This window comes from Phenylobacterium hankyongense, assembly GCF_003254505.1.
GTDB lineage: Bacteria > Pseudomonadota > Alphaproteobacteria > Caulobacterales > Caulobacteraceae > Phenylobacterium > Phenylobacterium hankyongense.
Map to the genome: position 1 here is coordinate 583,530 of NZ_QFYP01000001.1, position 13,854 is coordinate 597,383.

At 68.7% G+C, this 13,854-nt stretch carries 9 protein-coding genes; 4 read left to right on the plus strand and 5 right to left on the minus strand.

Annotated features, from left to right (window positions below; all coding sequences use genetic code 11):
• Positions 1 to 25: 25 nt before the first annotated feature.
• A complete protein-coding gene (gene sppA, locus DJ021_RS02755) occupies positions 26 to 1,801 on the plus strand; it encodes a signal peptide peptidase SppA (protein ID WP_111456088.1) in 1,776 nt (591 codons plus the stop codon).
• Here the strand turns inward: sppA and DJ021_RS02760 are convergent.
• The 3 genes from DJ021_RS02760 to DJ021_RS02770 form a co-directional block, all read right to left on the minus strand.
• Positions 1,798 to 2,769 carry an aspartyl protease family protein gene (locus tag DJ021_RS02760; protein WP_165837086.1) on the minus strand — a complete coding sequence of 324 codons (972 nt, stop codon included), beginning with the start codon at positions 2,767 to 2,769 and terminating at the stop codon, positions 1,798 to 1,800. The two genes, sppA and DJ021_RS02760, sit on opposite strands and share 4 nt — an antisense overlap.
• Positions 2,770 to 2,910: 141 nt before the next feature.
• Positions 2,911 to 5,841, minus strand: coding sequence for a TonB-dependent receptor domain-containing protein (locus DJ021_RS02765; protein WP_133254928.1), 2,931 nt, complete (start codon positions 5,839 to 5,841; stop codon positions 2,911 to 2,913).
• 171 nt (positions 5,842 to 6,012) lie between these two features.
• Positions 6,013 to 7,134: an aspartyl protease family protein gene (locus tag DJ021_RS02770; RefSeq protein WP_165837087.1), complete on the minus strand. Its 1,122-nt coding sequence runs from the start codon at positions 7,132 to 7,134 to the stop codon at positions 6,013 to 6,015.
• A gap of 67 nt (positions 7,135 to 7,201) precedes the next feature.
• On the opposite strand from DJ021_RS02770, the gene DJ021_RS02775 reads away from it, so the two are divergent.
• The 3 genes from DJ021_RS02775 to DJ021_RS02785 are packed head-to-tail and all read left to right on the plus strand — an operon-like array spanning position 7,202 to position 8,958.
• Positions 7,202 to 8,071, plus strand: a complete 870-nt coding sequence (locus DJ021_RS02775; protein WP_165837088.1) for a prolyl hydroxylase family protein — start codon at positions 7,202 to 7,204, stop codon at positions 8,069 to 8,071.
• 58 nt (positions 8,072 to 8,129) lie between these two features.
• Positions 8,130 to 8,399 carry a hypothetical protein gene (locus tag DJ021_RS02780; RefSeq protein WP_111456092.1) on the plus strand — a complete coding sequence of 90 codons (270 nt, stop codon included), beginning with the start codon at positions 8,130 to 8,132 and terminating at the stop codon, positions 8,397 to 8,399.
• A gap of 31 nt (positions 8,400 to 8,430) precedes the next feature.
• Positions 8,431 to 8,958, plus strand: a complete 528-nt coding sequence (locus tag DJ021_RS02785) for a hypothetical protein (protein ID WP_133254929.1) — start codon at positions 8,431 to 8,433, stop codon at positions 8,956 to 8,958.
• A 3-nt stretch (positions 8,959 to 8,961) separates the two neighbouring features.
• On the opposite strand, the gene DJ021_RS02790 is transcribed toward DJ021_RS02785, so the two are convergent.
• Together DJ021_RS02790 and DJ021_RS02795 are read right to left on the minus strand one after the other, a co-directional pair.
• Positions 8,962 to 10,596, minus strand: a complete 1,635-nt coding sequence (locus tag DJ021_RS02790; protein WP_165837089.1) for a tetratricopeptide repeat-containing sulfotransferase family protein — start codon at positions 10,594 to 10,596, stop codon at positions 8,962 to 8,964.
• Between the two features lie 184 nt (positions 10,597 to 10,780).
• The gene (locus DJ021_RS02795; RefSeq protein WP_111458950.1) at positions 10,781 to 13,786 is read right to left on the minus strand and encodes a TonB-dependent receptor domain-containing protein; all 3,006 of its coding nucleotides are present in this window, start codon (positions 13,784 to 13,786) and stop codon (positions 10,781 to 10,783) included.
• Positions 13,787 to 13,854: the final 68 nt, after the last annotated feature.

Consider the following 13,854-nt stretch of genomic DNA (forward strand, 5'->3'; position numbering starts at 1 on the left):
CTCCCCTGGGGTGCGGGTTCCCTTCATGAAGCAGTTCCTGATCACCGCGGCGGGCGTGTTCGCCGGTCTGATGATCTTCCTGATCGGCGTGCCGTTCGTGCTGATCTCCATGGTCGCCAGCGCCGCGGGCCCTGCCCCGTTGCCGGCGCGGGCCGTGCTCGAGCTGGATCTGCGCGACCCGCTGACCGACCAGTCGCCGCAGAACCCGCTGGCCGGTATCGGCCGGCGCTCGGCCTCGGTGATGTCGATCATCGAGGCGCTGCGCCACGCGGAGAGCGACGACCACGTGAAGGGCGTGCTGGTCCGCCTGCCGGAAGGCGGACTGGAGCCCGGCATCGCCGACGAGCTGCGGCTGGCGATCAAGCACTTCCGCGCCACCGGCAAGCCGGTGTTCGCCCACAGCCAGGGCCTCTATCCGTCCGGCATGGTCACCGCGACCTACATGGTGGGCGCCTCCGCAGACCAGATGTGGATGCAGCCGGGGTCGTCGTTCCAGGTCACCGGCCTGGCCAACGAGGACCTCTTCCTGAAGCGGTTCTTCGACAAGTACGGCGTCAAGGCCGACTACGAGCAGCGCTACGAGTACAAGAACGCCGTCAACGGCTACCTCTACGACAACTACACGCCCGCCCATCGCGAGGCGGAGCTGTCGTGGATGGGCTCGATCTACCAGACCAACCTCACCTCGGTGGCGACCGACCGCAAGCAGGACGCGGCCGCCGTGCAGCACACCCTGGAAGCCGGGCCCTACCTGGCCGAAGACGCGCTGCGCCTGCACCTGATCGACCGCGTCGGCCAGGTCCGCGACGCCGAGCAGGCGATGCTGAAGCGCGCCGGCGACGGCGCCCAACTGGTCGACTTCGACGACTACGGCCACGGCCGGCCCGGGCGCGACCGCGCGCGGGGCGCGTCGATCGCGGTGATCGAAGCCGAGGGGGCGATCGTCACCGGCAAGGACGGCTCCACCAATCCGTTCGCCGGCGGCTCGACCATCTATTCCGACGACCTCTCCCAGGCCTTCTACGACGCCATCAAGGCCAAGGACGTGAAGGCCATCGTCCTGCGGCTGAACTCGCCCGGCGGCTCCGACACCGCCTCCGAGCAGATCCTGGCCTCGATCCGCGCCGCCAAGGCCGCGAACAAGCCGGTGGTGGTGTCCATGGGCACCTATGGCGCCTCGGGCGGCTACTGGATCTCCTCCGAGGCCTCGGCCATCGTCGCCGAGCCCACCACCCTGACCGGCTCGATCGGCGTGTTCGGCGGCAAGTTCGCCATCGGCCCGGCGCTGGAGAAGTTCGGCGTCGACGTGCGCCAGCTCGGCGTCGGCAGCTCCTACGCCGGAGCCTTCGGCATGGGTCGCGAGCTCACCCCGGCCGAGCGCGCGGCCTTCTCGACCTGGATGGACCGCATCTACGACAACTTCGTCGCCCGCGTCGCGGAGGGCCGCAAGCTGCCGGCCGATCGCGTGCGCCAGATCGCCCGCGGCCACGTCTGGACCGGCGCCCAGGCCAAGCAGCTCGGCCTGGTGGACGAGGTCGGCGGCTTCTACCAGGCGGTGGACAAGGCCAAGACCCTGGCCGGCCTCACCGGCGAGCCCCGGCTGCGGCGCATGTCGCCCAACGGCTCGCCGTTCGAAGCCATCCAGAAGCTGCTCGGCGTCTCGGCCACCTCGGCCCGGACGCTGGCCGCGGCGGCCTGGATCTTCGGCGATCCGCGCGCCCAGGGCCTGATGGACCAGATGGCGCAGGCGCGCCTGCGTGAACACGGCGCGATGGTGCTGGCCCCGACGACGGTCCGCTAGAAGCCGCGAGGGGTCTTCAAGGTCATCGCCTCGGCGGGCGGACGGAAGGTGACCAGCCTGCGCCCATAGTCGATCTCCAGCGAGTTGAGCCGCCGCAGCACGTCGGCGCCAACGAGGATCGCGGGCCGGCCCTTCAGGTCCCAGAGCTCAAAGATGTGTAGGTCCGCAAAGGCGGCCTGCACATTGCCGACGAACAGTCCTCCCAGGCGCAGGGGCGGCAGGACAGCCAACTCCGCCCCAGCCGTCTGGCCGGTTGCGCTCACCAGCAGCGCATGGACCAGGTTCTCCGCGAACCCGGGATTGCGGCCGGTGATGGCCGATTTGAGCGCCAGGTTCCCCACGGTGCTCTGCGAGCCGGAATCGAGGAAGGCGACGACCTTCACGCCGGCGATCTCGGCGTCGACGATGATCAGTTGGCCAAACCGCATCCGGGCGGGCACGACGAAGGTGGGCGCGCGCTCGAGGCGTTCGTCGCTGCGGCTGCCGCCGATGGACGGCGGCGGCGCGGAATGGGTGATGTCGAGCCGCCGCCTGCTGAAATCCATGACCAGCCGGCGGCCCTTCAGCACATCCATCCCCAGCAGCCCGTCGGCGCCCAGGCGGGCGCGCGGCAGGATCGGCATCCGCGGGATCGCGGTGGCGACAGCGCCCACCGACAGTCGCCGCACGCTCGTGATATCGGCCGAGTCGATGCCGGCTATGCCGTGCAGGATCGCCCGGCCGATGGTCGGCAGGCCGATGCGCTGGGCGAGCTCCAGGGACGTCACCGAGACGTTCGCCCCGGTGTCGACGACGAAGTCGAACGGCCCCGCCCCATCCAGGGTGACTGGCGCGGTCATCCGAATGGCGTTGTCGAACGCGGTCTCCAGAACTTCCGGCGGCCCGTCCTCCGGTCTGGACGGGCCCTGAAGGAGGTTGATCTGCGCGGGCCCGATGGCGGCGCAGCCGGCCACCGAGCCCAAGGCCAATAGGCTCGCCCGTCGTGACCAGTCCGGCATCTGCCGACGCGCTCCCCTCCATGAATCCCGGCCGCCGCCGGGGCCAGCCGCACAGCAAAGGGGGCGGCAGATTGCTCTGCCGCCCCCGCACTCATACCTCGAACAGAACGCCTAGAACCGCAGGCGGACGCCCGCATAGGCCGACCGGCCGAAGATGTCGTAGTAGGCCGGCACCGTATCCAGCGCCTGCGTGCCCGACTCGCTCGACGGGAAGAACGGCGGGCTCTTGTCGAACAGGTTGTTGACGCCCCCGTAGACTTCCACCTGGTCCGTAGCTTTCCAGCGGAAGCTCACGTCGCTGTACCACTCGGCCGGGATGTCGACGATGTTCTCGGCGCCGAAGATGTCGGCCGGAGCGCTCTTCGCCTTGCCGATGTACCGCTCGACCAGTTGGATGCGGAAGTCCCCGACCGTCCAGGCGACAGTGGTGTTGCCTTGACGCTTCAGGAAGCCTTGGTCAGAGGTCGAACCGCCGGCGGCGCCGAGCAGGTCCATCGGCGACTCGCCCGGGATCGGCACTTCGGAGGCCTTGTCGTAGAAGGTCCACACCGAGTTGACGCTCAGCGAACCCCAGCGATCCCAATCGGAGACCAGGTCGCCCAGGCCCACCTTGTAGTTCACTTCCAAGTCGACGCCGCGCACCTGGAAGGTGGCGATGTTGCTGAGCTGGTCGTTCACCTGCGTCAGCACGTAGGTGGCGCCGGGGACTTCCGGACGGGTGCCGCGGAACACCTGGCTGCAGAACACTTCACGTTGGCCCGTCGGGCGTTCGTAGCAGAGCTGCGCGAGGTTTTGACGACCCACGGTGTTGATCAGGCCGTCGATCTTGATGTCGAACCGATCGACCGACACCGTCAGATCCTTCAGCAGGCTCGGCATGAAGTCGAACCGGCCGGCTTGAAGAACGATCCCGTAGGTCAGGGTGTCGGCGACTTCAGGCTGCAGGTTCGGGTTGCCGCCGACGAAGCCGGAGACGCTCTGCTGGACGGTGATCGGCGGATTGTAGTTCGCCGGCACGCCGGCGGCGGCGCAGTTCGCCTTCAGGGTCGCATTGGAGCTGTTCTGGTAGTTGATGCAGGGGTCGGCGACGACGCCGAACGTCTGGCCGACGCCCGTCACTTCGCCCAGCACCGGCGCACGCACGGCGCGGTTCTTCATCGCCCGCAGGCGCAGGCCGTCGATCGGAGCCCACTCGCCGCCGTACTTCCAGGTCTGGTAGCGGCCGCCGATGTTGGCGTCCGACCAGCGGTAGCCGCCCTCGACGCTCAACTCCTTCACAAACGGCAGGTCACGCAGCAACGGAGCCTTCGCCTCGAGGAAGGCCTCGTTGGTGGTGAAGGTGGTGCGGGTGCTGTCGCTGATCTGGTTGCCGGTGACCGTGCCGAGGTTGATCTCGGTGGAGTAGTCCTCGTAGGCGGTGATCCGCCGCGACTCGGCGCCGACCACGACCTGTAGCGGGCCAGCCGGCAGATCGAACAGCGAGCCGGACAGGTAGGCGAGGCCGTTCTCCAGCTCGGAGGCCGAGTTCACGCCGGTGCTGCGGACCAGATAGGCGCTCTCGGCGGCGTTGTAGCCGTCGAAGGGATTGATCGGTACGCAGCCTTGCGCCCGGGCCAGAGGGTCCACGCACTGGTAGGTTCCGGCCGGACCGCCGGGGACCTGCTGGACGCGCAGGCCGTTGTAGAGCGCTTCACGCGACACCGAGCCTTCGCTGTTGCCGTTGAGGGTGGTGCGGCCCCAGACGTAGGACGCCTCGTAGCTCCAGTCCTTGCCGAACCCGAACAGGCTGTCCTGGTTGCCGCGAAGGCCGACCGCAAGCCGGGTGGACTGACGCAGGTTCTGCGAGCCGCGGGCGCCAAGGCCCGCGAGACGCTGCGACCAGGTGATGTCCTGGTTCGGATTGTTCGAAGCCGCCAGCTTCGCCCGCAGTGAAGCGGGGATGAACGGGTTGTTGGCCGGGATGGACGGCTCGAGCAGGCCCGCGACCAGATCGGTCGACGACTGGAACGGGTGGGCTTCGAACGGGCCGTTGGTCTCCGTCGAGCCGTAGTTCAGCTCCATGAAGGCGTTCAGGCCGTCGACGATCTTGTAGTCGCCGTCGGCCGCGAACAGGATCCGCTTGGTCGGAATGGCGAGCGTGCGCTCAGCGTTACGATTGTAGCCGTAGAGCGCCGTGGAGAAGGCCGCGAGTTGGCCGCTGCTGTCGAACGTGTAGCTCGCCGCGTTGCCGCCGCCCGCCGGTTGCCCGGTGACGAAGAAGCGGCCGTTCAGCGGAACCCCCGAACGCGCGGCGGGACCACGGATCGGAGCGCTCGGCGGGGCCCAGAAGAAGTCGTCGGAGCAAAGGTAGCGGTCCTTACAACTCACCAGGCCCTGGTAATCGTACTGCAGGGTGGCGCCGACGTGCCCACGGTCGAACGAGCTGCCGAAGCGGATGAAAGCGCTGGGGTTGATGTTGTCCTGGTGTTCAACCGCCATGCCGTAGCTGGCGCCCATCTCCAGGCCTTCGAAGCCGGTGTCGGTGATGATGTTGACCACGCCCGACACCGCGTCGGCGCCGTACACGGCCGAGGCGCCGCCGGTGATGACGTCGATGCGCTTGATGTTCGCCGACGGGATCAGGTTCATGTCGACGGCGTTCGAGAAGATCGTGCCCGAAGGGGCGCGGCGGCCGTTGATCAGGACCAGCGAGCGGCTGCTGCCGAGGTTACGCAGGTTGATCAGGTTCAGGCCCGACGAGGTCGTGCCGGAGAAGGTCGACTGGGTCCGCGAACCGCCGAAGGACGGCGCGAACTGCGGCAGGGTCTGAAGCACGTCCGCGATGTTGTGCAGGCCCTGGGCCTGCAGGCGGTCCTGGCCGACCATCTGCACCGGCGTCGGCGAATCGAGGTTCGGGCTCTGGATGCGCGAACCGGTGACCACCAGTTCTTCCACCGTACCGCCGGCCGGCGCCGCAGCGGCCGGCGTGGTGGTCAAGGCCAGCGCCGCAGCGCCCACGAGCATCGACGACGCCAGCAGGCGCCCACGGTTTATGGTGTTCAAGATCTTCCCCCTCCGGCGCCGCGTTCGCCACTGGCGTCCCGCGGCCCAAAAACTGTCGTCGTCCCGAGTGCAACGTCACACCGGTTACGGCAGAGTTACGGGTGACCACGACGAGGGGTCAATGATCATTGCCAAATGGCAATGAAAGCGCCAGTTCGTGTCACATTCTGGTCACAGGGTGGGAGGCGCTCGGCGCGAGCGTGGCGGCCAGAAGGTGATCCGCCGCTTGCCGAAGTCGAAGCCGACCTGATCGAACCGGCGCAGAACGTCGACGCCGATCAGCAAGGTTGGTCGGTCGCGCAGGTCCCATAGATCGAAAATGTGCAGATCCGCGAAGGCCACCAGTGGGCTGCCCAGCTGCTGCCCCCCCAGCCGCAAGCCCGGCAGGGGCGCGAACTCCGCCGGCGCCCGCTGACCGGTGGCGCTGATCAGCTCCGAGTGGACGATGCGCGCCGCCAGATCAGCTCTTGTGGCGACCACGATGTCGCGGAGCGCACGGTTGGCCACCGTGACCTGCGATCCGGAATCCAGAAAGGCGGTGACGGGCTGCGACGCCGCCTCGGCGTCGATGATCACCAACTGGCCTGACCGCAGGCGGGCCGGAACCGTCACCGGCTGACCGGCGGCCGCGATCCGGCTGTTCATGCCCGGCCCGACGTCGGGCCCGTGGGAGGAGGGGAAGACCTGGAAGGACTGGTCCCGGAATCCCAGCAAGACCTGACGATTGCGCAGGACGTCGAGGCCGAGGATTCCAGCCGCCCCCAGCCGCGATTGGGCCACGGCGGGCAGGCGCAGGCCGGAGGAGATCACCGCGCCCACCCGTAGTCGTCCGACCTTGACCAGTCGCGCCGGCTCCACTGCGATGATGCCGTGCACCGGCGCGGTCCCGGCCTCGGGGAGCCGGCACAGGGCGGCGACCTCCGTCGACACCACGGAGCGGTTGGCGCCGGTATCGACGACGAAGGGAAAGGGTCCCTTGCCATCGAGATAGACCGGGACGCTCATCCTCAGCGCCTGGTCGAAGGCGGTCTCGAGGAAGGCGCCGCTGTCGCCCGCCGGGTGGTCCTGCGGCCCGCTCTGCTCCGTGGCGGTTGCAGGTCCCGCACCGAGCGTCTGGGCGATGGCCGGCGCGGCCAGTCCCGCGCCCACACCGACTAGCGCTTGCCGTCTCGACCAGTCTCCCGCACTCGCCATGCGCCCTAACCCGATCCCCGCCGCCTCGACAACCGCCAGGCCAGCGCTTATCCGTAACGCCGAACTGGAAGGAAGCCGATCCGCTTGATCATAGATCATCAGTTCCGGCGCGGGTCCTTCGGCGCGGTTGCGGCTCGAGCCATGGCCGCCTTTCGGGTCAGGCTCCGTGTCGCCTGAAGCCTTGGCGGAGCGCCGCCGCCTCGCCGAGGCCGGCGACGCCGACGCTCTCGCCTTCACCGCCGTGCTGGCCGCCCTTGGCGCGGGCGAGCCGCAGGACTGGTCAACCGCCTTGCGACGCCTCACCCGCGCCGCCGACCTCGGCTCCGCGTTCGCCCAACAGCAACTCGCCACGCTGGCGGACACCGAGGCGTCCGACGGAACCCGGTGGGCGGACCTCGCCGCCGCCGTCGACCTGGGCGCCTGGCTCGCCCCCGCCCCGAAGGAGCGGCTGCTGCGCGAGCCGCGCATCTCCGTGGCGCGTGCGTTTCTTCCGCGGCGCGCCTGCGCCTGGCTGGTGGCCCGGGCGCGGGGTCGGCTGACCACGGCGCAGGTCTTCGATCCCGCCACCGGCGCCGCGCGGCGCGAGGCCGGACGCAGCAACAGCGCCTTTGAGTTCGAGCTGGCCGACCTGGACCTCGTGACCCTGGCGGTGCGGGCCAGGATCGCCGCCACGGTTGGCACGGTCGCCGGAGCCCTGGAAACCGTGCAGGTGCTGCACTACGCGCCCGGACAGCGGTTCGAACGCCATTACGACTTCCTGGATATAGCCGTCGCGGGGTACGCGCAGGACGTCGCCGCGCGTGGTCAGCGGGTCGCGACCTTCCTGATCTACCTCAACGACGAATACGAGGGCGGCGAGACCGACTTCCCGATGGTGGGCCTAAGCTTCAAGGGCGCGACGGGCGACGCCTTGATGTTCGCCAATGTCGACCTCGACGGCGCGCCCGATCGCCGGACGCTGCATGCCGGATTGGCGCCCACCTCGGGCGAGAAGTGGTTGTTGTCTCAGTGGGTTCGCGACCGCGCCCCGGGCTGAGCGCCTTGTTTCATCGCGAGCGGCGCCCTAGCCTCGTGCCTCCTTGGAGGAGAAAGAGATGCTGCTTGTTCTCGCTGCGGCCGTGCTGGCCGCCGGGGCCCCGACCGCGCCGGAGCCGACGGACGCAGCCGCCAGGCAGGCTCCCGCCGTCGCGTCGGCAAAGCCTTCCGGCGATGCGGACCGCCTGGTCTGCAAGAAGGAAATGGTGACCGGCTCGATGTTCCCGGTGAAGGTCTGCCGGGACAAACAAAAGGCCGCGCAGAACCGCCAGGAAGACCAGGATCAGTTGCGCAACGTCCAGCGCATGGGCGGTCCGCTCGTCCGCTAAGCTGTCCAGCCTCGGGTCACGGAGTTCCGGCATGTCCACGGCGCGGCGCCAAGCCGTCTTTTACGCCCTTGCGGCGTTGGCCGTGGCCGCGGCCGCGCCGGCGCAGGCCGCGGACCGGCGGGCGGCCGCGTTCCAGGACGTGCTGCAGTGCCGGACCGTCACCGAGGCGGCCGCGCGCCTCAGCTGCTATGACGCTGCAGCGGGACGCATGGACGAAGCCGAAAGTCGCGGCGACATCGTGGTGATCGACCGCGCCCAGGCCAGCGCTGCGCACCGCCAGGCTTTCGGACTGCAGCTTCCGAGCCTGGCCTTCGTCACGCGCGCCCTCAAACCTGAGGAAGTCGACAGCATCGACGGGGTCGTGAGCGCCGCTCACCAGGACGTCAACGGCAGGTGGACCATGTCGCTGGCGGACGGCGCCAGCTGGCGACAGATTTCCGGACAGGTCAACCGCGACCCGCAGCGCGGCTCGAAGGTGAAGATCCGCAAGGGAACGCTGGGCAGCTTCTTGATGAACATCGACGGTCAGCCGGCGATCAAGGTGCACCGCGACCAGTAGGCGTCAGGTCGCGGAATAGCCGAAGGCCTCGACCCACGGCGCCAGAATTGGCTTGATCTCATCAATCGTCGCGCCGTAGCGGCGCCATTGACCCATGCCCTCGCGGTAGATGCCCCGCCGGACCTGGTCGGCGCTCGGGGTGCGGATGTCCCGCCGGTTCGCCGTCTCGACGAAGTCGCGCATCCTGGCGTCCCAGGGCACCCCGATGAAGGCGCAGATCGCCTGGGTTTCGCGATCGAACTCCTCCACCAGGTCTTCATGCCGGTGGATGTGCGTGGGAAGGGTCAGTTTCTCGCGGTAGATCTCGGCCAGGCGCATGGCGCCGGCGTAGACCTGCGCGGTGCGCGTCAGGTCGGTGAACTCGACCACCAGGGGGTTGAGACGGAAGCGGCGGCGGAAGCAGCTGACCACCACATCGCGCGGGTCGCGGCGGGCGAACAGGATCTTCGCGCGCGGGAACAGCTTGGCGATGACCGGCAGGTAGATGGTGTGCAGGGGCAGCTTGTCGACGAACACCTTGCCGGCGGGTTCGACGCCGAACTCCCGCACCTTGCGCCAGTAGAGTTCACGCCAGGGCCTGGCCGTGGTCTCGTCCAGGGCCGCCAGCCGATCCAGGGCGGCGGCGTCGGTGATGTAGGCCAGGATGGCGTCGTCCACCGTCGGCTTTTCTTCCAGCGCGACGACGTCGGGGTGGCTGGCCAGCACCTGCTCCAGAAGTGTGGTGCCGGACCGGGCGAAGCCGACCAGGAAGACGTGCTCCGTCTCTCCGCCCACGCGCTCGCTCTCGGGCGTCGGGCGCCAGTCGGCCGGGTCGGCGGCCTCGAAATAGCCGATCAGGCGTCGGCAGGTCTCGACCCCTAGTTCCGGCGCCTGCAAGGCCTCGATCTGCACCCGACGGAGCTCCACATTGGCGGCCTTGTAGGCGACCATGGCCTCCTCGGCGCGGTCGAGCGCGTCGAGCGCGTCGGCGCGGATGTTCTCGGCTCCGGCGATGTGCAGCCGGGTCAGGCGGCCGGTCGCCTTCAGGCGCGACATCCGGGCCTCCGCCGCCTCGTAGGCGCCTTCCTGCACCTCGACGGCGGCCAGCGCCATGGCGGCGGCAGGCTGGTCCGGCTCGATCGCCAGGGCCCGGGTCGCCAGCTCGCGGGCGCGGTCCCAGGCCTTGTCTTCGGCGGCCAGCGACGCCAGGGCGCCAAGCGGCTCGGGAAACTCCGGGTCCAGGCGGGCGGCCCGCTCCTGGGCCAGCCGGGCGGCGTCCCGGTCGCCAATGGCGGCCAGGGCGAGGCCGCGGCCGTTGTGGGCGTGGGCGAAATCCGGATCCAGTTGCAGGGCGGCGTCGAAGGCGGCGATCGCCTGCAGCGGACGCTCGGCCTTGGAATGGCAGACGCCGATGCTGTTCAGGACGTACGGATCGGTGGGATCCAGGCGCAGCGCCCTCTCCAGCACCTCCAGCGCCTCCTCCAGGCGCTCGTCCAACTCCAGCTTGTAGGCCACGAGGTTCAGGACCGAGGGGTCTTCCAGCCCTTCAGCGAGCCCGCGCTCCGCCAGGGCGACCGCACGGTCCATGTCGTGGGCCGCGACCGCCGCCTCGACCTGGCCGACGGTGACGCGATTGGGAGAAGAGACCGAGGTGTTCATCGGAACAGGTCCTGAGGATCGGCTTGGGGACGGCGCCGAGACGCCAGGGGCTCGCATCGCCCCCGGCGCGGACGATGCCTACCATCGGGTCGGGCGCCCGACAACGCGAGCGGCGGACACGAAAACGGCGGGCCTTTGGGCCCGCCGCTCCGTCGCAGTCTCAGTTCGACTGAGTCTCCGGGCCCTAGAAGTCGGCCGTCAGGCCGACGAACAGCGTCCGACCCAGGGCGTCGTAGGTGCCCGGATAGGTGTTGCCGTTGCCGTAGGGCGGTCCAGCCGCCGGGAAGTTGTTCGCGTCGAGGATCGGCGGATCCTTGTCGAACACGTTGTTGACGCCGGCGCGCAGCGTGATCGTGTCGCGCACCGCCCAGGTTCCGGAGATGTCGAGGTAGTCGTACGCCTTGATCTTCGCGTCGAGCACGTCGGTCCGGCCAAGCGGATCGGCCAGGAACAGGTTGGACTCGTTGGCGTCCATCTTCACCTCGCCGACGTGGCGCCAGTCGAGCGAGACCGTCACCGGCCACGGCGTCGTCCAGGTCACCCGGAACTTGTGGCGCCACTTCGGGATCGGGCCGGTGGAGGCCGGAGAGGCCGCGCCCGTGCCGATCGCGCTGCAGACCGGGCCGTAGAGGCCGGCGCAGTCGAAGGTGCCGCCGCCGGTGGTCGGCTGGACTTCGTACTTGTTGGTGTAGGTGCCCACCAGGTTGAAAGACAGGCCGCCCCATTCGCCCATGCCCCAGTCCGAGAACTTGGTGCGGTAGTTGGCGTTCACGTCCACGCCCGACGTACGAAGGTAGCCGGTGTTCGCGTTGGTGGCGTCCACGTAGCCCGCGGCGCCGAAGATGGCGCCGTTGGCGGGATCGCGGTGGAAACGCGAACAAGCTGCCGGGTTGCCGTTCAGCACGCAGTCGACGACGGTCAGGTTCGGCAGCGACGAAATCAGGTTGCTGATCTTGATGTCGAAGTAGTCGATGCTGATGTCGAAGCCGGGCAGGAACCGCGGCCGCAGCACGAAGCCGGCGGTATAGGTGTCCGCCTCTTCAGCCTTCAGATCCGTGTTGCCGGCGAACAAGGCCGTGCACTGGGCCGCCGGGCATTGATCGATGCCGGCAGTGTACTGCGCCGCCGTCGCGCCGCTGCGCAGGCATTGGGCGAGCGTGGCCGACACCTTGCCGGTGATGAGGCCGGCCGCGCAGGGATCGGCGCCGCCGAACAGGCCCACCGCCAGCGCGGTGAAGAGTTCCACCACGTTGGGGGCACGCACCGCGCGGTTGTAGCCGGCGCGGAACTTCAGATCGTCGACCACCGTATAGTTCACTCCGATCTTGTAGGAGTGCGTGGTGTTCGCCGCCGTGTTGTAGTCGGAGAAGCGATAGCCGAGTTCGACGTTCAGGTCCTTGGCCAGCGGCTGGTCCTGCAACAGCGGAACCCGCGCTTCGCCGAACAGCTCATAGACGTCGAAGCTGCCGGAATTGCCCAAGGTGGGGCCGCCCTGGCCCGAGAGGTCGCCGGACGCAAACTCCTGGTCGACGCGAAGGTCCAGGGACTCGCGACGGTACTCCGCGCCGAGCGCCACGCCGACGCCGTCGTTCGCCCAGGGCGCCTTGAAGCCGTATTGGCCCAGGTCGCCCGTCACCGACACGTTTGCAACCTGCTCCGTGACCTGACCCGACTTGAAGCCCGGCGCGACCACGTAGGCCAGCATGGCCGGCGAAAGCGCGCCCAGCCGGAACAGGTTGATCGGAACGCAGCCGTCGGTCGTGCCGGACTGGCACTGGCCGGTCACCGGATTGACGAGCAACGCGTTCTGCACCCGTGCGGTGGAGACGTCGTTATTGTAGTGCTCGTTGTAGATGCTCGTGCCGTACTGGAGGTAGGCGTCGTAGTTCCAGCCGTCCGCCAGTTCGCCGCGGGCGCCGAGCGTGATCTTGTAGTTGGTGTGCCGCAGGTCGTCCTGGCGGGGCAGGCTGGCGAAGCGGAATCCGATGGTCGACTGAACGATCGTCGGGGTGCCGCCCGCCGCGCCGCAGAGCTGGGTCTGCTGCAGCGACGTCATCAGCGGGTTGTTACAGTTGATGCCAAAGGTGCTGGTGCCGTTGGCGCCGGTGCCGGCGAACAGGCCGGACGGGGCGATCTGGGCGACGGTGTGGTCGTCGGCGAACAGGAAGTCGCTGTAGAGGTTCAGCGCCTTGCTGATGTCGTAGTGGGCGAAGAAGCCCGCCGTGTAGCGATCATCGGGACGCTGGAAGTAGTTCAGTGGGCCGTAGTTGTACGAATACGCGCTCGTGTAAGGCACGAAGGTCTGGCTGCCGTTCGGGTTCAGCGCGTAGCCGCCGCGCGGCGCGGAGCCGCCGCGGAACCGGCCAAAGGCGCTGTTGCTCGACCCGGCGCAGATGCGGGTGTCGTAGACCGTCGGGTCGGCGTTGTAGGTCGTCGCGATGCTGCACGCCGAGTAGTCGCGCGAGCCTTGCAGCACCGGCTTGATGTGCCGGTAGCCGGCATAGGCGGTGACGTTGCCCTTGCCGTCCGGAGCGTTCACGCCGAACACCACGGTGACATCCGTGGTCGCGCCGTCGCGCACGTTGCCGGTCGGGACGGTCACCGGGTAGGAGGCCGAGCGCTCGGTGCCCTGGATCCCGCTGTTGTTGTTGTTGTGCTGGAACTCGCCGAACTGGGCGTCGATCCGGAAGCCTTCGAAGTCGTGCTTCATGATGAAGTTGACGACGCCCGCCAAGGCGTCGGAACCGTACACCGCCGAGGCGCCGCCGGTGAGCACGTCGACCCGGTCGACCAGGGCGGCGGGGATGTTGTTCAGGTCCGCCACGGGCGTCGACGGGTCGCCGGGCATCAGGCGGCGGCCGTCGACCAGCACCAGGGTCCGGGCGGAACCCAGGCCGCGCAGGTTGACGGTGGCGATGCCGGTGCCGCCGTTGGAAACATTGCCGCTCTGCGAGGCGATGACCTGCGGCAGGTTGTTGAGCAGCGATTCGACGTTGGTCGTGCCCTGTAGCTTCAACTCCTGGTCGGTGATCACGGTCACCGGGCTGACGCTGGTCAGGTTCGGCGTCGGAATGCGCGAGCCGGTGACCACGATTTCGGAGACTTCGCCCCCGGCGGCTGGCGCCTGGGCCGCGGCTTGGGTGGCGGACAGGCCGAGCAGGGCCACTCCACAAATCATGGAAGACGCCATCAGGCGCTCCCGCACGGTTCTGGTTTTCAAGATCTATCCTCCAGCGGCCAGCCGATTCAGATCAGGCC